Source organism: Agarivorans sp. QJM3NY_25 (genome assembly GCF_050870875.2).
Taxonomy (GTDB): domain Bacteria; phylum Pseudomonadota; class Gammaproteobacteria; order Enterobacterales; family Celerinatantimonadaceae; genus Agarivorans.
Map to the genome: position 1 here is coordinate 2,550,697 of NZ_CP194041.2, position 19,889 is coordinate 2,570,585.

The 19,889-nt window shown below is 43.6% G+C and carries 16 protein-coding genes; 4 read left to right on the forward strand and 12 right to left on the reverse strand.

The features are described from left to right. Positions 1-106: 106 nt before the first annotated feature. Genes fabG through yceD form a run of 6 tightly spaced genes read right to left on the reverse strand, consistent with a single transcriptional unit; the run spans position 107 to position 4,519 of the window. On the reverse strand, positions 107-841 hold the full coding sequence (gene fabG, locus ACRRSW_RS11825) for a 3-oxoacyl-ACP reductase FabG (RefSeq protein WP_432459436.1): 735 nt from the start codon (positions 839-841) through the stop codon (positions 107-109). A gap of 12 nt (positions 842-853) precedes the next feature. Then, positions 854-1,783: an ACP S-malonyltransferase gene (gene fabD, locus ACRRSW_RS11830; protein ID WP_432459437.1), complete on the reverse strand. Its 930-nt coding sequence runs from the start codon at positions 1,781-1,783 to the stop codon at positions 854-856. Between the two features lie 15 nt (positions 1,784-1,798). Beyond that, the gene (locus ACRRSW_RS11835; RefSeq protein WP_432459438.1) at positions 1,799-2,758 is read right to left on the reverse strand and encodes a beta-ketoacyl-ACP synthase III; all 960 of its coding nucleotides are present in this window, start codon (positions 2,756-2,758) and stop codon (positions 1,799-1,801) included. Positions 2,759-2,765: 7 nt separating this feature from the next. Continuing rightward, positions 2,766-3,791, reverse strand: a complete 1,026-nt coding sequence (gene plsX / locus ACRRSW_RS11840; protein WP_432453036.1) for a phosphate acyltransferase PlsX — start codon at positions 3,789-3,791, stop codon at positions 2,766-2,768. Positions 3,792-3,802: 11 nt separating this feature from the next. Then, complete coding sequence (gene rpmF / locus ACRRSW_RS11845) at positions 3,803-3,976, reverse strand: 50S ribosomal protein L32 (RefSeq protein ID WP_432453035.1); 174 nt, start codon at positions 3,974-3,976, stop codon at positions 3,803-3,805. Between the two features lie 12 nt (positions 3,977-3,988). Then, a complete protein-coding gene (gene yceD / locus ACRRSW_RS11850; RefSeq protein ID WP_432453034.1) occupies positions 3,989-4,519 on the reverse strand; it encodes a 23S rRNA accumulation protein YceD in 531 nt (176 codons plus the stop codon). A gap of 130 nt (positions 4,520-4,649) precedes the next feature. Here yceD and ACRRSW_RS11855 point away from each other — a divergent pair, with 130 nt between their 5' ends. After that, the gene (locus ACRRSW_RS11855; protein WP_432459439.1) at positions 4,650-5,234 is read left to right on the forward strand and encodes a Maf family protein; all 585 of its coding nucleotides are present in this window, start codon (positions 4,650-4,652) and stop codon (positions 5,232-5,234) included. Between the two features lie 51 nt (positions 5,235-5,285). Here ACRRSW_RS11855 and rluC read toward each other — a convergent pair whose 3' ends face one another. Next, positions 5,286-6,236, reverse strand: a complete 951-nt coding sequence (gene rluC / locus ACRRSW_RS11860) for a 23S rRNA pseudouridine(955/2504/2580) synthase RluC (protein WP_432459440.1) — start codon at positions 6,234-6,236, stop codon at positions 5,286-5,288. 414 nt (positions 6,237-6,650) lie between these two features. On the opposite strand from rluC, the gene rne reads away from it, so the two are divergent. Next, positions 6,651-9,926, forward strand: coding sequence for a ribonuclease E (gene rne, locus ACRRSW_RS11865; protein WP_432459441.1), 3,276 nt, complete (start codon positions 6,651-6,653; stop codon positions 9,924-9,926). 76 nt (positions 9,927-10,002) lie between these two features. Here rne and ACRRSW_RS11870 read toward each other — a convergent pair whose 3' ends face one another. The 3 genes from ACRRSW_RS11870 to udk all read right to left on the reverse strand — a co-directional run bounded on the left by ACRRSW_RS11870 (position 10,003) and on the right by udk (position 13,179). Then, positions 10,003-10,434 carry a low molecular weight protein-tyrosine-phosphatase gene (locus ACRRSW_RS11870; protein ID WP_432456178.1) on the reverse strand — a complete coding sequence of 144 codons (432 nt, stop codon included), beginning with the start codon at positions 10,432-10,434 and terminating at the stop codon, positions 10,003-10,005. 110 nt (positions 10,435-10,544) lie between these two features. Beyond that, positions 10,545-12,425, reverse strand: a complete 1,881-nt coding sequence (locus tag ACRRSW_RS11875; protein ID WP_432453030.1) for an AsmA family protein — start codon at positions 12,423-12,425, stop codon at positions 10,545-10,547. Positions 12,426-12,534: 109 nt separating this feature from the next. Next, positions 12,535-13,179: a uridine kinase gene (gene udk, locus ACRRSW_RS11880; RefSeq protein WP_432453029.1), complete on the reverse strand. Its 645-nt coding sequence runs from the start codon at positions 13,177-13,179 to the stop codon at positions 12,535-12,537. A 472-nt stretch (positions 13,180-13,651) separates the two neighbouring features. Between udk and metG the strand changes: the two genes are divergently transcribed. Continuing rightward, positions 13,652-15,703 carry a methionine--tRNA ligase gene (gene metG, locus ACRRSW_RS11885; RefSeq protein WP_432453028.1) on the forward strand — a complete coding sequence of 684 codons (2,052 nt, stop codon included), beginning with the start codon at positions 13,652-13,654 and terminating at the stop codon, positions 15,701-15,703. A 259-nt stretch (positions 15,704-15,962) separates the two neighbouring features. On the opposite strand, the gene ACRRSW_RS11890 is transcribed toward metG, so the two are convergent. Continuing rightward, positions 15,963-17,732 (reverse strand): sigma-54-dependent Fis family transcriptional regulator, encoded by a 1,770-nt coding sequence (locus ACRRSW_RS11890; RefSeq protein ID WP_432453026.1) that lies wholly within the window; start codon positions 17,730-17,732, stop codon positions 15,963-15,965. A 253-nt stretch (positions 17,733-17,985) separates the two neighbouring features. Between ACRRSW_RS11890 and exaC the strand changes: the two genes are divergently transcribed. Next, positions 17,986-19,506 (forward strand): acetaldehyde dehydrogenase ExaC, encoded by a 1,521-nt coding sequence (gene exaC / locus ACRRSW_RS11895; RefSeq protein ID WP_432453025.1) that lies wholly within the window; start codon positions 17,986-17,988, stop codon positions 19,504-19,506. A 101-nt stretch (positions 19,507-19,607) separates the two neighbouring features. Here exaC and ACRRSW_RS11900 read toward each other — a convergent pair whose 3' ends face one another. Then, the gene (locus ACRRSW_RS11900) at positions 19,608-19,889 is read right to left on the reverse strand and encodes an acylphosphatase (RefSeq protein ID WP_432453024.1); all 282 of its coding nucleotides are present in this window, start codon (positions 19,887-19,889) and stop codon (positions 19,608-19,610) included.

Consider the following 19,889-nt stretch of genomic DNA (forward strand, 5'->3'; position numbering starts at 1 on the left):
AGATACTTTGCAAGCCTAACCGTAGTGGTCTAACCACATTTTTCGTAGTTATTTTTATGAAAAACTTGCGATCTATCAATTTTTTGCGTTTTTTTTAAGCCATTGCTTAAACCATGTACATTCCGCCATTCACATGAATGGTTTCACCGGTAATATAAGCAGCATCGTCGCTGGCCAAAAATGCAACCGTCTTTGCTATCTCTTCAGCATCACCTAAACGGCCCATAGGCACTTGCGACAAGATAGCACCACGTTGATTCTCGTCAAGTGCCCGAGTCATATCTGTTTCAATAAAACCAGGTGCAATCGCATTTACGGTGATCCCTCTAGAGGCAACTTCGCGCGCTAAAGAACGGGTGAAACCAAGTACACCGGCTTTCGCAGCCGCATAATTTGCCTGACCCGCATTACCCATCGTGCCAACCACGGAGCCGATGCTGATAATACGCCCATGGCGTTTTTTCATCATCGAGCGTAATACCGCTTTACTTAAACGAAAGATAGAGCTGAGATTAGTATTGATTATGTCTTCCCACTCGTCATCTTTCATTCGCATCAACAGGTTATCGCGAGTAATCCCAGCATTATTGATCAAAATATCGATATCGCCATATTTTTCTTTAATATCGATAAACAACTGCTGAATAGATTCGCTGGAGGTTACATCCAAGGCGAGCCCTGTACCATGCTCTCCGAGGTAGTCACCGATTGACTCCGCCCCTTTCTGCGATGTTGCGGTACCAATAACGATAGCGCCTTTGGCAACCAACGTTTCGGCGATTGCGCGACCAATTCCACGACTGGCTCCCGTTACTAGTGCTACTTTACCTTGTAAAGTCATCAATATTCCTCGTTACTTATCTAATGCAGACTTAATCGATGTCAAATCATTAATAGTCGCTGCTACCAATGGTTTATGAATTCGTTTTACCAATCCTGTCAATACTTTGCCCGGACCACACTCATATACAGTTTCAATGCCTTTGGCTGCCATGGCTTCGATGGTTTCAGTCCAACGTACTGGGCTATAAAGCTGCTTAATTAACGCTAATTTAATCGCTTTGGCATCTTTCTCAATGGCAACATCAACGTTATTAATCACGTCGAATTTGGGCTCAGAGAATTGAATCCCTTCAATATAGCCTGCTAATTCATCGGCTGCAGGCTGCATTAACGCGCAGTGAGACGGTACGCTTACCGGCAACGGCAAGGCTCTTTTTGCACCCGCTTCTTTACATAATACGTTGGCTCGCTCGACTGCTTCTTTGTGCCCGGCGATAACCACTTGACCCGGAGAGTTAAAATTAACAGCTGTCACCACTTGGTCTTGCGCAGCTTTCTCGCAAGCATCAATAATGTCTTGATTACCTAAACCAATGATTGCAGACATGGCACCAACCCCAGCAGGAACAGCTTGTTGCATCAACTGGCCACGGTATTCAACCAACTTCAGTGCATCAGCAAAATCTAATACACCGGCGCAAGTTAAGGCTGAATACTCGCCTAAGCTGTGTCCAGCTAATAAGCTTGGCATTGTGCCACCAAGTTCCTGCCAAAGTCGCCATAGGGCGACTGATGTGGCTAATAATGCAGGTTGAGTACGACTGGTGACATTCAAATCTTCGACAGGCCCATTCGCAATAAGTTCGGCTAAATCATAGCCTAGAACTTCAGATGCTTGTTTTAAGGTATCCGCTACCACAGAATACTCGTTCGCCAATTCAGCCAACATGCCCACACTTTGTGAACCTTGGCCTGGAAATACGAATGCTAAATTATTCATCTTCTATCCTAATTGTTAAAATCTAACTAGGGCACTGCCCCATGCAAAACCGCCACCAAAGGCCTCTAATAATACAAGGTGCCCGCGTTGAATGCGACCATCGGTTACCGCTTCATCTAAAGCAATCGGCACTGATGCCGCCGAAGTATTACCATGTCGGTCCAAAGTCAACACAACTTTCTCTATCGGCATAGCGAGCTTTTTGGCTGTGGCTTTAATAATTCTAAAGTTAGCTTGGTGAGGAACTAACCAATCTAATGCTGATTTTTCGACTCCGTTTGCCTGCAATGTATCGGTCACAATTTCACTGAGGCGAGTCACGGCAACTTTAAATACTTCATTACCACTCATGCTCATATATGATTCCATGGTAGAGCCTGACATACCACGGCGTGGATGAGGTAATTTAAGCAATTCACCAAATCGACCATCAGCATGAATATGAGTAGACAAAATTCCGGGTTCTTCGCTTGCTCCCAATAGAACTGCGCCAGCACCATCGCCGAATAGAATAATGGTGGAACGATCATCGGGATCACACATATGAGACAACTTGTCTGCGCCGATGACTAACGCGGTTTTAACAAGACCACTCTTAATATATTGGTCCGCAACACTCAGTGCATAGGTAAAACCTGCGCAAGCTGCGGCGATATCAAAAGCGGGAACCCCGGGTAACTCCAATTTAGCTTGCACTTCACAGGCCGCAGCGGGAAATGCATTTTCGCTTGAAGTCGTGGCAAGGATGATTAAGCCAATGTCGCTTTTGTCAATAGCTGCACGCTCAATTGCCAACTGTGCTGCATAAAATCCCATGTCTGCAACAGACTCATCGTTACCCGCAATTCGACGCTCTTTAATCCCTGTACGATCAGTGATCCACTGATCGCTCGTCTCTACCATGCGCTCAAGATCAGAGTTGGTTCTCACGTTAATTGGTAGGTAACTACCGGTAGATAAAATTTTTGAGTACATAAATGATTTAATGCTTATCAATTAATAATGATTCAAGTTTGTCGGTAATACGGCTAGGAACTTGTTGCTGTATTTCGGCAACCGCTTGATGAATAGCTTGAAGAAATGCTTGTTCATCGGCATGACCATGACTTTTAATCACAATACCGCGCAATCCTAACAGACTGGCGCCATTATACTGGTCGGGGTTCAGTTGTTTTAACTGAGTTTTAAAACTCGGAAGAAATAGTTTGAGTACAAAACGCGCAAACCAATTTACATCAAATTGGTTTTTTAATTTTGACAGTATCAGCTGAGAGACACCTTCCGCTGTTTTTAGTGCAACATTACCAACAAAACCATCGCACACGATCACGTCAGCCTTACCACTAAATAACTGATTACCTTCGACAAAGCCGATATAATTTATTGCGTTTAAGTTTTCAAGAAGTTGGGCCGTTTGTTTTACGACATCGTTACCCTTAATTTGTTCCTCACCAATATTTAGTAATGCAACCCGTGGACGAGTCATTCCCCAGACACTCTCGGCCAAAGCAGAACCCATTAGGGCAAATTGCATTAAAACATCGGAGTCACAACTCGAATTCGCCCCCAAATCCAATAATAAACTGCCTCGCCCATTTTCCTCGGGTAAATGACTGACCAATGCAGGGCGTTCGATCCCCGGAAGCAGCTTTAGCACAACCTTGGCCATCGCCATTAAAGCACCTGTATTACCGGCACTGATGCAAGCATCAGCTTGGCGCTGATGAACTAGGTCTAAGGCAAGGCGCATCGATGAATGTCGACGGGAACGAAGTGCGATTAACGGTTTATCATTCGCACTCACTACCTGTGAGGTATGAATAAAATTGAATCGAGGGTGAAGATTGATTTTGTGGCTAACGAGCAAAGTCTCAACCACCTGCTTGTCGCCAGTTAAGATAATATTAAGATGAGGGTAATAGTTAAGTGCCTGCGCAACGGCAGGCACTGTAACATGGGGGCCAACATCGCCCCCCATTGCATCAACTGCAATTGTAATTTTTTGCAAAATGCAAAAATTTACTTGTTGATTACCTTGTTACCGCGGTAGAAACCGTCAGCAGTAACATGGTGACGACGGTGAAGTTCACCTGAAGTTGCGTCAGTTGTTAATGCAACATTGTTTTCAATTGCGTCGTGTGAACGGCGCATGCCACGTCTTGAACGTGTAACTTTACTTTTCTGAACAGCCATTGACCCAGTCTCCTAGTCTTTCTTTTTTAAACTTTCTAACACTGCAAATGGATTCGGTTTCGATTCTTCCTCTACTTCCTCAATCTCGCCAAATACTTGTTCGCTTTCTTTCACTAAACAATCGCTTAATGAATGTCTAGGAATAATCGGTAACGCCAATAATAGCTCGTCTTCGATCAACTCTTGCACAACAAAGTAGTTATCGTCATTAAGTTGTAGTGGTTCGTAATCTTCAGTTAACGCTTCCACTTGCGATTCATCGCAGACTGGCGAATAGGTAAACTCAACATCAATGGCGTAACTAAACGCTTCACCACAACGTTGGCATTCCAACTCCACCTCAGTTAACGCTCTGCCTTGAACGACAACCAACCCCAGAGGGTCAGTTTCAAAGCGTAACCAGACGTCTACATCACTATTCACTTTCAAGCTTGCTTCGCTTAGACGGGGCAAACGCTTAACCTCAAGAGTACCTTGATAGTCTAACTTTCGCTTAGCCGCCCTAAACGGGTCAATCTCTACTGGTAATTTCACTTTCTGCATAAGGCGCGCATAATATAGTTACAGTTAGCGATAGTCAAAACAAATTCTGCTTTTTTCATGGCTTTAAAGCATCGCCATTGCTGAAGATTGTGTTTAAAATCATCGTTCTCTCATTTTTGGTTAAAAAACGATGAAAAATCGCCTAGTTCTTGCCTCGAGCTCCCCGTTCAGAAAACAGTTACTTCAGAAAATCGTTCCTGAGTTTAGCACTTTCAATCCCGATATAGATGAGACGCCATTCGCAAATGAAACAGCCGAGCACTTGGTTAAGCGCCTAGCTGAACAAAAAGCGATAGCTGGTGAGTCTCGATTTCAGCAACATTTGATTATAGGCTCCGACCAAGTTTGCTGTATTAACCACAAGATTGTCGGCAAACCTGGGGATCACCAAACTGCAATTAAGCAACTCACTGAAGCCAGCGGTCAAACAATTACCTTTTATACTGGCATGGCTTTATATAATAGTGAAAATAAACAAATGAATAGCTTGGTTGAACCCTTTGAAGTTAAATTCAGAGATTTAAGCGTTGAGCTCATCGAACGATATCTTCAGCTTGAACAACCTTATAATTGTGCGGGCAGCTTTAAAAGCGAAGGTTCGGGTATTGTATTGTTCAAACACCTACGCGGAGATGATCCAAATAGCTTAATCGGATTACCGTTAATTAAGCTATGTGCTTTACTTGAGGCTCAGGGCTTCACATTGCTGGTTTAGCAAATAGATGGCAGGCAAAAGCCAAAGGGAGGCTCACCTCCCTCACTTCACCTAAATCGGCTTTAAACAATCGCAAACCGCTTGTAACTCAGGATCTAATGGCGCAGTCAACTGCATTTGCTGTTGAGTGCCTGGATGTTCAAAGCGGATCTGCCAAGCATGCAGAAATAGACGATGTAAGCCGATATCGGCAACTTCGGCGATGAGTTTCTTATCGGTATACTTATCGTCACCAGCAATACTATGCCCTGCATATTGGCTATGTACACGGATTTGATGAGTTCGTCCGGTGACCGGGCTGGCTTTCATCAAGGTCATATCTGTGTAACGTCGTTCTATTTTGTAGCGAGTAAGAGATTGTTTCCCTTCCATTGGGTCAACCACCACAACACGTTCGCCAGAAGCCAAGGCATTCTTTCGCAATGGCGCGTCTACCGATTTAGTTCCTTTAGGCCACTGACCATGAACTAAAGTGAGATAGTCCTTCTGAACAAGCTTCTCTCTTAACTGTCGATGCATTTCTCGCAACGCGCTACGTTTCTTCGCGACAACCAGTAATCCCGATGTATCACGGTCGATGCGATGCACCAATTCCAGATAGCGGCAATCTTGGCGCAATGAGCGCAGTGCTTCAATCACACCAAAACTTAATCCGCTGCCACCGTGTACTGCCATCCCAGAGGGTTTATTCAAAACTAACAAATAATCATCTTCATAGATAATTTGTTGTTCGAGTTGAGTCACTTGATTAAGTTTATTTGAAGGTAAACTATTCGGCTCCGCGACCCTAATCGGCGGGATCCTGACCAAGTCTTCAGTTAGTAACTTATATTCGGGCTTTACCCGCTTTTTGTTAACCCTAACCTCTCCTTTGCGTAAAATACGGTAAATACGACTTTTAGGAACCCCTTTTAGCCGCTTTAGGAGGAAGTTATCTATTCTTTGTCCAGCCTCGTCGTCACTTACCGTGACCATCTGAACCGCTTTATTTTCGGTATTCATAGCAAAAAGTGTAACATGTTCATAAATAATTTGATGGAAAAATATAGCTTTGCTATATTTAACAGGCTTAAAGTGCCCGTTTTTAAACATTTTCCTAATTTGGCACCAACTTCAAGCTGTTATTTTTTGTAAAAAACGCAAAGCTTGATAGTAAGAATTTTCATAGCAACCTGATAGGCAATCAAAAATACTTGCCTTAAATCAACGCTATATAGAATAGATTTTTCAGTTCTGCAAGACTTTTTTGCGGCACTTATTATTTATAAAAGCGCCAAAATGCGCCCTAAGGATTAGAGTAGCTAACCGAGAGGTTACCTAATCGCTCTAACAAAAAACACAGGGTCTGGCCATTTAAGGCAGGTTAATTGCTGCTTGTGAGGTTGTTTTAATCAAACAAACCCCAAGGCAATATAAATGAAAAGAATGTTAATTAATGCAATGCAGCTAGAAGAGATGCGCGTTGCATTGGTCGATGGCCAGCGGCTATACGACTTAGACATAGAAAGTCCTGGTCACGAACAGAAAAAAGCGAATATCTACAAAGGTAAAATTACTCGCGTAGAGCCTAGTTTAGAAGCTGCATTTGTTGACTATGGCGCAGAACGTCATGGCTTCCTTCCCATGAAGGAAATAGCTAAAGAATACTTCCCCGAAGGCTATGTTTATCAAGGCCGCCCCAGTATTAAGGAAGTGATCAAGGAAGGCCAAGAGGTCATCGTTCAAATCGATAAAGAAGAACGTGGCAACAAAGGCGCGGCCTTGACCACTTTTATAAGTTTGGCGGGTAGCTATCTGGTTTTAATGCCAAATAATCCGCGTGCCGGAGGCATATCTCGTCGTATCGAAGGTGATGAGCGAACCCAATTAAAAGAATCGATGAACGGATTAGAGCTACCTAAAGGTATGGGCTTAATCGTTCGTACTGCAGGTGTTGGTAAGTCAGCTGAAGAATTACAGTGGGACCTAAAAGTTCTACTTAATCATTGGGGTGCAATTATTGATGCATCCAAGTCAAAACAAGCCCCATTTTTAATTCACCAAGAAAGTAACGTGATTGTTCGGGCTATTCGTGATTACCTTCGTCGCGATGTTGGTGAGATCTTAATTGATAACAAAACTATCTTTGAACAAGCGAAAAAACATATCGACTTGGTTCGCCCCGACTTCGTTAATCGCGTGAAACGCTACGAAGGCGAAGTACCAATGTTCAATCATTATCAGATCGAATCACAAATTGAGTCTGCATTTCAGCGTGAAGTTCGCCTTCCTTCTGGCGGTTCCATTGTAATTGACCCGACCGAAGCCTTAACTTCTATTGATATTAACTCGGCCCGAGCGACAAAAGGCGGAGATATTGAAGAAACAGCCTTACAAACCAACTTAGAAGCTGCAGATGAAATAGCTCGTCAACTTCGTTTGCGTGACCTTGGTGGCTTGGTGGTTATCGACTTCATCGATATGACACCTGTTAGAAATCAGCGAGAAGTCGAAAATCGCTTCCGTGACGCCATCCGTCAAGATCGTGCGCGAGTGCAAATTGGTCGAATTTCTCGCTTTGGTTTATTGGAAATGTCTCGACAACGCTTACGCCCTTCTTTAGGGGAATCTAGCACCCACATTTGTCCTCGTTGTAGTGGTCAAGGTACTATTCGAGATAATGAATCTTTGGCGCTTTCGATCCTCCGTTTATTTGAAGAAGAAGCGTTAAAAGAAAACACCTCTGAAGTACACGCTCAAGTACCTGTGCCAGTCGCCGCTTATTTATTGAATGAGAAACGGGTCGCGATTAACAAACTAGAAAAACGTCATGATGTTCGCTTGATTATTATCCCAAATCAGCACATGGAAACACCACATTATGATGTGACTCGGGTTCGTAGTGGCGAAGAGACTCAAGAAACCAGTTATCAATTGACCGCTGAAAATCCATCTCCGGTATATCAACCAAATCAAGTAGCCAAGGAAAAAACTGAGGCAGAACAACCCGTTTTACAAGGCTTTTCTGCTCCAGCGGCCCCTGCCCCGACTGCAGCGCCTAAGCCTGTAGCTAAGAGCCCTAAAGCTGAAGTCCAACAAACCAGCGGACCTTCTCTGGGCGCCCGTATCGTTGCTTTTATTTCTGGCCTATTTAAAACCGAAGAAGCACCGGCTGCTAAACCAGCGCCACGCAGTCAGTCGAATGAGAAGGACAAGCGTAATCCTCGACGCAATAATCCTAGAAATGATAAGCGTAATGGCAAAACCCAAGAGCGAACAGAACGCAGCCGCGGCGAAAACAGCAGCAACAACCGTCGCCGTAAAGAACCGCGGAATAATAAAGGTGGACGCAACAACGCACTAAACGATGAAGCAAAAGCAAGCGTAAACACTTCGAATACTGCCGTTGCAGAAAAATCGCAAGTATCTAAAGCGCCAAAAGAAGCGGCTGCACCAAAAGAGCAACGCGTAAAAGAACGTAGAGAACGTCGTAATTTGCGTAAAAAAGTGCGTATGACAACTGAAGTATCCGAAGAACTCAGCCAAAGTGCATCGGTTGCAGAAAAGGTTAGTCAAGAGATTACACCAAAAGCAAAGGCAAAAGCTAAAGCGGTGGAATCGACTTCACTTGAAAATACGCTAAACGCAACTGAGACTGAACAAGCAGAAGTCGTTAAACCTAAACGCCGTCGTCGTTCTTCAAGCAATGCTGGGCGTAAACGCTTTAATGACTTACCAAAAGCGGAAACTAACGCAGAAGCCGTCGATTCACGTTACCCAGAAGCAGAAGCACCTGCAGACACAGTGAAAGCCGAAGCACCTGCAGAAACAGCGAAAGCTGAAGCACCTGCAGAAACAGCGAAAGCCGAAGCACCTGTTGAAACAGTGAAAGCCGAAGCACCTGTAGCAGCAGCGAAAGCCGAAGCACCTGTAGCAGCAGCGAAAGCTGAAGCACCTGCAGCAGCAGCGAAAGCTGAAGCACCTGTAGAAACAGCGAAAGCCGAAGCACCTGCAGAAACAGCGAAAGCTGAAGCGCCTGCAGAAACAGCGAAAGCTGAAGCACCTGCAGAAACAGCGAAAGCTGAAGCACCTGTAGCAGCGAAAGCCGAAGCACCTGCAGAAACAGCGAAAGCTGAAGCGCCTGTGGCAACAGCGAAAGCTGAAGCACCTGTAGCAGCAGCGAAAGCTGAAGCACCTGCAGCAGCAGCGAAAGCTGAAGCACCTGCAGCAGCAGCGAAAGCCGAAGCACCTGCAGAAACAGCGAAAGCCGAAGCACCTGCAGCAGCAGCGAAAGCTGAAGCACCTGCAGCAGCAGCGGAAGCTGAAGCACCTGCAGAAACAGCGAAAGCAGAAGCACCTGTGGAAACAGTGAAAGCTGAAGCACCTGCAGACACAGCGAAAGCTGAAGCACCTGCAGACACAGCGAAAGCTGAAGCGCCTGTGGAAACAGTGAAAGCCGAAGCACCGGCAAAAGCGATTGTTAAAGCGAAACGTAGTAATCGCGGGAAACTAAAGCCTAGCCCTGTCGACACCAAGGGCAGCGCTTCTGCTGCTATGGCAAAACCTGCAGCTCCGGTAGTAAGGTCAGCCCCTGTGCAGGAAGAAGTGAAAAAACCTTATGTTCGTAAGCCGATTAAAACTGGGACGCGACGCATATCAAGCAGCAGTTCAACCAGTTCGTCACAAAGCCCAATGACGAAGCCGAATAAATAGTTTTAAACGGTATAACAAAAAGGCCAGCATATGCTGGCCTTTTTTAATACATCTATTTTTATAGATTCGTTGGTCTTTAAAGTTTTAGTCTGGTAATGAGGCCATCGCTAGCTTGCTCTATTAGTCCCAAAACTTGTTTAAACCCTTGTACGCTGCCGTAATATGGGTCTGGTACTTCTTCGATATCCAGACCACCAGAGGGCAACAACAGCGCTAACTTGTGGCTATAATGACTAGGGCAATGTTGTTGCAAGTAACTAAGATTTTTTTTATCCGATGCAAGAATCAAATCAAATTTCGTAAAATCTTTATCAGCAACCTTACGCGAACGGATCCCTTTAAAGTTATAGCCTTTCTCCTCTGCAACTCTCATCGCTCTAGGATCTGGCTTATCACCACGGTGGTAATCGGTGGTGCCAGCCGAATCAACTTTAACCTTCAACGCTTGCTGTTTAAATTTCTCTCTGAGTACCGCTTCTGCGGTTGTCGAGCGACAAATATTGCCCATACAAACAACAAGAATCGATTTGACACCATTTAATTTATCCACTCAGTTCCCTTTACTCGCACCATCAGACCATTATAAAAGTTCTATTCCATTGGTAATAATGTATGCCTCTATTTAAAGAAGCTACCTAAACTATCCAATAATTTTTTATTACCTTCTTTTCCACCTAAGGCTTTATTCAACTCTTTATTCAGTGCTTCCTTCGCTTGGCCTTCAAGTAATTTCTTCATATCTAACTGCACTTTTGGTTGCGTCCAAGATCCACTGATTTTCAAAGGAATATCTAAACCTGCTAAATCATTAGAAGCCCCCTGTCCCTCTAAACTGGCAACAACCTTGGTAATAAAACTAAAATCTAAGCTTTCGTTAACTAAATGAGTTTTCCCTTTGCCATCAACCCTTAATAAGGGGGATACCATTTGAGCCTTAGTAACCGAAGCCAATGACTGACCGAGTTTGGTATGAATAACCAGTTCACTAAAATCAGTTTTTTGCTCTTGTTGAGCTTGTTGCTTATCACCCCCTTTTAAGGATACCGTTGCAGCTCGGATCATTTGTGGAATATTAATGCCATAAATTGCACCGTCACTAAAAGTCGCATTAATCGGTCCACTAATCCGCTGCTTGACCGCCATCGAAGTCAGCCCCTTACCTTTTAGGTTAAGGTCGACATCTAATTTTCCAGCAACAAACTCAAAGTTAGCGGCATCACTTAACAAAGGCTGAGCTTTCACTCCAGACAATTTAGCCGACATTGAATAACTCGCTTGCTTCTCATTGCCATTCACAAGCGCGCTGCTATCCAGTTTGCCGCCATAAAGATCTGCGCTTAACTGCTTAAGGCTTAACACGCCACTTTTAATGACTAAGTGCTGCTTAATATTTTCCAAATGTAATTTTTGGTGCTGCAGCTTCGTAATGGTCAAACGCCCGTCGAGATTAATTGTTTTAAGCGCACTCAGATCAGGTTCCTGTTCAGTGCCAGGAGTCTGCTCAGGCGAAGTTTTAACCGCATCAGTTTGTTGAGCGTCTTGGCTAGGGCTAATGAACGCAGAAGTATCTAGTAATGGGATCATCAGGTTAAAGCTCAAACTTGGTATGGCATCGCTAAGCTGTAAACGACTGCTACCGCTAAGTTGAGTCTTACCATCAATATCGACGTTCAATGAAGATAGTTCGGCTATTTTCTGTGAAACCAAGTATTCCAAGTTCAGGTTAGACTGAATATTCATTTTACCATTCGGAATCGCATCACCATTTATTTCAAGGTTATTGTCTAAGTCTTTCACTGACAAACTTGAAAAATCTTTAGTGACAAACAAAATGCCGTGAGCTTGCTGTATTAAACTTAACTCTCCGTCGCTGTATTGGCTGGTCAATTCAAAACGATTGTCTTTACCAAGTTCTAAACCCTCTAACTTAAAGTCAATTGGGCCTACTTTTTGTGTCTTATTAGTTTTTAAATCAATCAGTTCAATGTTGGCATCTTTAATCACAAGTCCCGATAAGCTGATATTCCAAGGACTTGCTGCTTCCGTTGCGACTTGCTCGCTAGGAGCTTGACTGACCGACGGCTCTGTTTGAGATGCTGCGTCGCCAGTTTTGGTCAAATCATCCAAATTGCTTGAGCCGTCAGCATTGGTTTGATAACGAAAAGATAAACCGGAAAGCGAAATCTCACCCAAATCAATAGTCTTACTAAATAGGGGCATGAGTGCGACCGACATTTCTGCACCGTCAATGCTCAATGTTTCCCCTTGACCAAAGTTAGGATGATCTAATAAATGAAGCGAGCCTAACTGAAAACCAATACTTGGGAAAAAACGCCAAGATAAATCGCCATCAATCACCAGCTCTCTGCCAGTGGCCTCCTTGGTCTTACTTACAATAAGCTGTTTAACATCGTTGGTATCAACCAAAGAGACAGCAATCACTACCACAACGAGCAGCAACACAACGATAGCAATAAAGCCATATAGCAACTTCTTCATAACTTTCCCTACTTATAAAAGCGCTTGAATAATATGTAAATGACAATTAGATAATAATAAACTTTGTGATACTGCGTGTACTTTGTTTAGTAAAACAAGTGAATAGCACTCAAGATCCCAGTAAATGACGTATTTTACTTTTAATAATATCGATCGCGATTCGGTTTTTACCGCCACGAGGCACAATCACATCGGCATACTGCTTGGACGGTTCAATAAATTGCAAATACATTGGTCGTACCGTGTTGTGATACTGAGCCAATACCGAATCGAGAGTACGACCTCGCTCTTTAATGTCTCGCTGAATACGACGAGCCAGGCAAATATCTAAAGGTGTATCGACAAAAATACTGATATCCAGTTGTTCTCGAATCGCTGGGTCGGTAAACAAAAGTATACCTTCTAATACAATAATCTTAGTCGGCCACACAGTTTTTGTTTCGCTCATTCGATTGTTGACTGTGTAATTGTATTGCGGGCGCTCGATGGTTTGCCCCTGTTTAAGCGCTTGTAAATGTGTTGCTAATAAGGCGTGATCCATCGATTTAGGGTGGTCATAATTGGTCAGTTTACGCTTTTCCCTTGGAATATGGCTCTGATCATTGTAATAACTGTCTTCATTGATAACTGCAATACAACTATCACCGAGTTCATTACGAATATCACTTACTATCGTTTTAGAAAATAGGCTTTTACCGGATGCAGACGCCCCCGATATCCCGATAACGACAACATGATGATTTTGATTTTGCATTGAATTGACCTAAAATTTTTGCCGCAATTATAGGTGGTAAGCGTCGATTAGTCATTAGACTAATCGCTTTGTATCAGTGATTTATCATATATTAAACGCCCTTCCCTCTGCTCATACCAGCGAACAGTTTGAATTTTAGGTGGTGCACTATTTCGCGGCAATAGCGTTCATAAATTGCCCCTTGAAGCAGCATCATGACTAAGCGCTATATCGTAAGTCATATCAATTCATCTATATCACAAAGCACTGAGCACAATTAGATGAAACGAAGTGTAGATTGCTCATAAATACAGCATTTTTTGAGAATTCATCTGGATTACTAGATTAGAGAGGAACAGCCGTGCTCTAATCATCCATAAACGACTGTAAACCAAGCTTCAAAGGCCAACAGCCTCTAGGCATAAACCTTTGCTTAAGGTAGTATTACATCCCTTGATTCCCCTGTTTATTGACTGAGCTTACAGTAGATCACATGACAAACGAACAACGAGAAATTCTGGTCACCAGCGCTTTACCCTATGCCAATGGACCCATTCACCTTGGCCATTTATTAGAATATATTCAAACGGATATATGGGTTCGTTTCCAAAAGTTACGCGGTCATACCTGCACTTATGTGTGTGCCGATGATGCCCACGGAACGCCAATCATGCTAAAAGCTCAGCAGATGGGCATTAGCCCTGAAGAAATGATCAATCAGGTTCATAGCGAACATAGTGCCGACTTTAAAGAATTCAACATTGCGTTTGATAACTATCACTCTACGCACAGCCCTGAGAATAAAATTTTATCAGAAGATATCTATAGTCGATTGAACCAAGCCGGTCACATAAAAACGCGGACTATTTCTCAACTATACGACCCTGAGAAAAACATGTTTTTGCCCGATCGATTTGTTAAAGGAACCTGCCCTAAATGTGGCAGCGACGATCAAAATGGCGACAACTGTGATAATTGCGGCGCAACCTATAGCCCAGCTGATCTAGTTTCACCTAAATCGGTAGTTTCAGGTGCCGAACCGGTCCTCAAAGATTCCGAGCACTACTTCTTTGATTTGCCAGCCTTTCAGAAAATGCTGAAAGATTGGACTGTATCTGGATCGCTGCAGGATGAAATGTCTAACAAACTAAGCGAATGGTTTGAACAAGGCTTGCAACAATGGGACATCAGTCGCGATGCACCGTACTTTGGTTTCCAAATACCAGAGACCGACGATAAATACTTTTATGTTTGGCTCGATGCGCCGATTGGTTATATGGGCAGCTTTAAGAATTTATGTGACAAACGTGACGATTTAGATTTTGCTCATTATTGGAACCAAGACTCAAAAGCAGAAGTTTATCACTTCATCGGTAAAGACATTATTTACTTCCACAGTCTGTTTTGGCCGGCAATGTTAGAAGGTGCAGGTTACCGTAAACCAACCAGTGTTTACGCGCATGGTTTCGTCACGGTGAATGGTGCCAAAATGTCTAAGTCTCGTGGTACCTTTATTAAGGCGCGCACTTATTTGGATCATCTAGATCCTGAGTATTTACGCTACTATTATGCAGCCAAATTAAACAATAAAATCGATGATTTAGATTTAAATCTTGAAGATTTTGCGCAGCGGGTTAATTCCGATTTAGTTGGCAAGGTGATCAACATCGCCAGTCGTACTGCTGGCTTTATTAGTAAACGTTTTGACTCCCGTTTGTCTAGCGAACTGATTAATCCGGGCTTATTAAAAGAATTTACCGATGCAGAGCAAACCATCGCCGCACTCTATGAAGATCGTGAGTTTGGTAAGGCGATGCGAGAAATTATGGCGCTGGCTGATAAAGCTAATCAATATATTGCCGAAGAAGCACCATGGCAACTTGCCAAACAAGAAGACACCTTAGAGCGTGCGCATCAAGTCTGCTCTATGGGGATCCACTTATTTAAAGTGCTGATCACTTACCTCAAACCGGTTCTCCCAGAACTATCAATTAAAGTGGAAAAGTTCCTCAATGTTGAATTGAAGTGGAATGAAATTGGCGAGCACTTGGTGGGTTGTGAAATACAAAGCTTTAAGGCCTTGATGCAACGTATCGACATGAGCATAGTTGAAGCCATGGTTGAGGCCTCAAAAGACAACTTACAGGCATCGAGCCAAACCACCACTGAAACAGAAACCGCGACACCGGCCAAGTCTGTCGAAATTGAACCAATTGCAGAAACTATCAGTTTTGATGATTTCGCAAAAATTGATTTACGGATCGCTCGTATCGTTAAAGCGGAACATGTGGAAAAAGCCGAAAAGCTGCTTCGCCTCGAACTCGATATTGGTGGTGAAAATCGCCAGGTATTTGCGGGGATTAAATCCGCTTATTCCCCTGAAGACCTAGAAGGTAAGTTAACCGTAATGGTGGCAAATCTTGCACCTAGAAAAATGCGCTTTGGTAATTCTGAAGGTATGGTGTTAGCCGCTGGACCGGGTGGAAAAGATTTATGGATCTTAAGTCCCGATGATGGTGCTCAACCGGGCATGCGAGTCATGTAATTTACCGACGATTGGTCATCAATCAATGGTTCTATCCGAGTCTAAGGGCTCGGATTTTTTATCTTTAAAATAAGTGACACTTGCCTTATAACAATATAACTAATTGTCGGTTCATTGTTGCTGCCTAAATCACCGTTCACTGCATGATGAACCTTATGATTAAAGCGACTAGTTACGCCCTTCATACCTGTTTATCGGCAGATTTATTCTACGCAATAAGTTGGTCATATAACCAACCAAATTAGTATTAACAAAACGATTAACGACTATGTTTTAAACGTCGTAATTTTCGATAAAGCGTATTACGGCTGATCCCTAGCAGTCTGGCACTCTGGCTAATGTTGCCATGGCAACGTTGATAAACCTGTAGGATATTCTCATCAATCGTCTGCTTTAAACCCACCTCTCCAGAAAGTCTATCTTCAGCTGGATGACCAAGTTGCTGTTGCAGAGACTCCGGTAAATCATCCCATTGTAATAACTTTTGATGTTCCGCCATCAAACAAGCAACCTGCATAAAATTATCTAATTCACGCAGATTTCCCGGCCATTGATATGCGCAGAGAATAGCCAGTAACTGAGGACAAATACGTTGACCTGCATGGCAATGCTGCAAATGGATCTGTTCGATCATCTGTTGAATATCTCGACGCTCGCGTAATGCTGGTAAAGTTAGCTGAAATCCATTTAAACGATAATATAAATCCTCTCTAAATAATCCCTGCTGTACTCGTTGTTTCAAATTTACGTGGGTAGCGGCAACCACTTGAACATCGACCGCAATCGCTTGATGTCCACCCACCGGGACCACTTCACGCTCTTGCAATACTCTCAATAAACGAGTTTGTGCCGATAAAGACATTTCACCAATTTCATCCAGAAATAGAAACCCACCTGCCGCTTGACGAATTTTTCCCAAAGCGCCTTTTGGAGCGGCACCGGTAAAAGCACCAGCTTGATAACCAAATAGTTCACTTTCGACTAAGTCGTGCGGCAAGGCCGCGCAGTTCACGGCTTGTAAAACGTGATTCGCGCGTTGGCTAGCCTGATGCAGACGTTTTACAAATTGCTCTTTACCGACCCCTGTTTCCCCATAAATTAACAAAGGAATAGATTTCTCGATCACCTTGAGAGCATGCAGCCAAGCGCGTTGAATTGATGGTTCTTTAAAACCTGAAAGTTTTGGCTGTGCCGGAGGCCTCGCATGCACAAATTTAGGTGTGCTTAAGGTTTTAGTCTGCATATGTAAGCGCAAGTTAGCTGAGCGCACCTTGCTTAACCACTGCTCGCCTAAATGAGTCGTCAAACTCTGGCCCACTTCGAGTTGTTTGATCAACTGGCGAGCCATTGGGTTATGACCCAATACTTTACCTTCTTCATCGGCCACGACAATCCCCTGCCAGCCAGAATGAAGCAAATGCGGTTGCGCAGCTAAGTCAATCCGGTAAACACTTTGGGGGAGTCGACACAGCAAGGCAATCTCAACTTGTTGGGCGAGACTCGCAACTAAAGACATAGCTTGTTGGTTATGGCGCTGTTGTTCACTGGTGATATCTAACACTGCGACCATCTCGCCCTGTGGAGAAAAGATTGGACAGGCACTACAGCTCATAAAGCGATGGTGTTTAATATAATGCTGTTCACCAACCACAGATACTGCTTGTCCGATCGCGATAGCGGTGCCAATGGCATTGGTCCCTTTATACTGCTCTAACCAGTTCACACCAGACTCAAGAGCCACATTCGCGAGTTTATCGGCGAACTTGTCTATTCCCCAATGATCAATCACAAAACCATCTATATCAGACAAAATCAATCGACAAGACGTGTGGGCCATCAATTGCTCAAATAATGGATAGGCATAAGTTTTTACTAATTGAATCAGATCGTCATACCGTTGGTGGCGCATTTTTAATTCAGCCTTGGCTAAACGAAGTTCGTCTGGTGAATAACTCTCCGATAAGCCCGCATTTTGGCTTCTTAACCAAGAGGCATTAAGTGAATTGGGCAGTTGGTACTTTACGCTCATAACACTGTTCCAAAATGTAACACATTGTATGTGCCAGAATATAACAGTGTGACAGCCCACCTGATGACTCAACAACCAGCCCGCCACACCTTGAGAAAATAGTTTATTTTACCAATCATAACTTTACATTTCATTAACAACAAGTCCTGATTAATTGGTTCATCACTTGCAATACGCTGATTAAGTGCAATATATCAGCACCCACAAAAGCAACAACTTGATAACAAAAAGTAAATTATAGAAGGATTTGACGATGCTATATGCGCAGCCAGGAACCGAAGGTTCATTGATTACTTTTAAAGAACAATACGACAATTTTATCGGTGGTCGGTGGGTCCCACCCAAAAATGGACAATATTTTGAGAATCGTTCACCGGTCAACGGTGAAGTCTATTGCAAGGTCGCTCGTTCCGATGCTCAAGATGTCGGTTTAGCACTCGATGCCGCTCATGCAGCAAGTGCGGGCTGGGGCAAAACTTCGGTCGCAGATCGCTCTAAGGTCTTATTAAAAATAGCCGATCGCGTCGAACAACATTTAGAATCGCTTGCTGTTGCCGAAACTTGGGGAAACGGTAAAGCAATCCGCGAAACATTGAACGCAGACATACCACTATTTGTTGATCACTTCCGCTATTTCGCGGGCTGTATTCGAGCCCAAGAAGGTGGTGCTGCCGATATAGATTCAACCACTGTCAGTTATCACTTTCCCGAACCTTTAGGCGTTGTAGGACAGATTATTCCTTGGAACTTCCCTTTACTCATGGCGGCATGGAAACTAGCGCCAGCACTTGCTGCTGGTAACTGTGTGGTATTAAAACCCGCAGAACAAACCCCGGTATCGATTATGGTACTCATGGAGCTAATTGAAGATCTAGTGCCTGTCGGAGTGATTAACGTGATCAACGGCTTTGGTGCTGAAGCTGGGCAAGCACTGGCAATCAGTAAGCGTATCGCCAAGTTAGCCTTTACCGGCTCCACTGAAGTTGGTCAGCATATATTAAAATGTGCCGCCGATTCACTGATCCCCTCAACGGTTGAACTTGGCGGAAAATCGCCCAATATCTATTTTGCCGACGTGATGGCTCATGAAGATGACTATTTGGATAAAGCTGTGGAAGGTATGCTACTCGCATTTTTCAATCAAGGGGAAGTTTGTACCTGCCCTTCCCGCGCGTTGATCCAAGAATCCATTTATGATCAATTTATGCAACGAGTCCTAGAGCGTGTAAAAACCATCAAGCAAGGGGATCCACTTGATCTGACAACTCAAGTGGGGGCTCAAGTTTCTAAAGAACAACTGGATAAAATTCTCAGTTATTTTGAGATCGGCCGCAATGAGGGTGCAGAGTTATTAACGGGTGGTGATACCTGTAAGTTACCCGGTCAACATAACAACGGTTACTTTGTGAGTCCCACGATTTTAAAAGGGACTAATGACATGCGGATCTTTCAGGAGGAAATATTTGGACCGGTGATTTCGGTCACCACGTTTAAAGATGAAGCCGACGCCTTACGTATCGCCAACGATACCGAGTATGGTTTAGGCGCAGGCGTGTGGACCCGCGATATCAATTTAGCACAACGAATGGGGCGAAATATCCAAGCTGGTCGCGTGTGGGTAAATTGCTACCACGCCTACGCCGCACATGCTGCTTTTGGTGGCTACAAACGTTCCGGTATCGGTCGTGAAACCCACAAAATAGCCCTCTCACATTACCAAAATACTAAAAATATGTTGGTTAGTTACGACGTGAACCCGCTGGGTTTCTTCTAAAAACAAATAAGCTTAGCCAATAGCAAACAGTGGCAAAGTATGTAAAGCCACTGTTTGTTATTCATTACAAAATAATTCGGAAGTGAAACACAGAAGAACAGCTAATAGCAGACAAAGTTGGTTTTGGATTTTTGATCGATAGAAATAAATTCCAAAGTCTCCACCTCAGACACCCGGCCAAGCGGTGATGCATGATATAAAAATGAAATAAGTTGCTCCAAATTGGTTTGTTTTCCTTCGGCAAATATTTCAACATCACCGTTTGCCAAATTCTTAGCGTAACCAACAATATCTGATTTACTTGCTTGTTGCATCACATGATATCGATAGCCTACGCCTTGAACATGACCTTTAACAACCGCCATTAAACGATAATTTCTCAT

Coding starts and splice junctions, on each gene's coding strand:
- fabG (WP_432459436.1), bottom strand. CDS start 841: ATGACTTTACAAGGTAAAGTAGCACTAGTAACGGGAGCCAGTCGTGGA.
- fabD (WP_432459437.1), bottom strand. CDS start 1,783: ATGAATAATTTAGCATTCGTATTTCCAGGCCAAGGTTCACAAAGTGTG.
- ACRRSW_RS11835 (WP_432459438.1), bottom strand. CDS start 2,758: ATGTACTCAAAAATTTTATCTACCGGTAGTTACCTACCAATTAACGTG.
- rpmF (WP_432453035.1), bottom strand. CDS start 3,976: ATGGCTGTTCAGAAAAGTAAAGTTACACGTTCAAGACGTGGCATGCGC.
- yceD (WP_432453034.1), bottom strand. CDS start 4,519: ATGCAGAAAGTGAAATTACCAGTAGAGATTGACCCGTTTAGGGCGGCT.
- ACRRSW_RS11855 (WP_432459439.1), top strand. CDS start 4,650: ATGAAAAATCGCCTAGTTCTTGCCTCGAGCTCCCCGTTCAGAAAACAG.
- rluC (WP_432459440.1), bottom strand. CDS start 6,236: ATGAATACCGAAAATAAAGCGGTTCAGATGGTCACGGTAAGTGACGAC.
- rne (WP_432459441.1), top strand. CDS start 6,651: ATGAAAAGAATGTTAATTAATGCAATGCAGCTAGAAGAGATGCGCGTT.
- ACRRSW_RS11870 (WP_432456178.1), bottom strand. CDS start 10,434: ATGGGCAATATTTGTCGCTCGACAACCGCAGAAGCGGTACTCAGAGAG.
- ACRRSW_RS11875 (WP_432453030.1), bottom strand. CDS start 12,425: ATGAAGAAGTTGCTATATGGCTTTATTGCTATCGTTGTGTTGCTGCTC.
- udk (WP_432453029.1), bottom strand. CDS start 13,179: ATGCAAAATCAAAATCATCATGTTGTCGTTATCGGGATATCGGGGGCG.
- metG (WP_432453028.1), top strand. CDS start 13,652: ATGACAAACGAACAACGAGAAATTCTGGTCACCAGCGCTTTACCCTAT.
- ACRRSW_RS11890 (WP_432453026.1), bottom strand. CDS start 17,732: ATGAGCGTAAAGTACCAACTGCCCAATTCACTTAATGCCTCTTGGTTA.
- exaC (WP_432453025.1), top strand. CDS start 17,986: ATGCTATATGCGCAGCCAGGAACCGAAGGTTCATTGATTACTTTTAAA.
- ACRRSW_RS11900 (WP_432453024.1), bottom strand. CDS start 19,889: ATGAGAAATTATCGTTTAATGGCGGTTGTTAAAGGTCATGTTCAAGGC.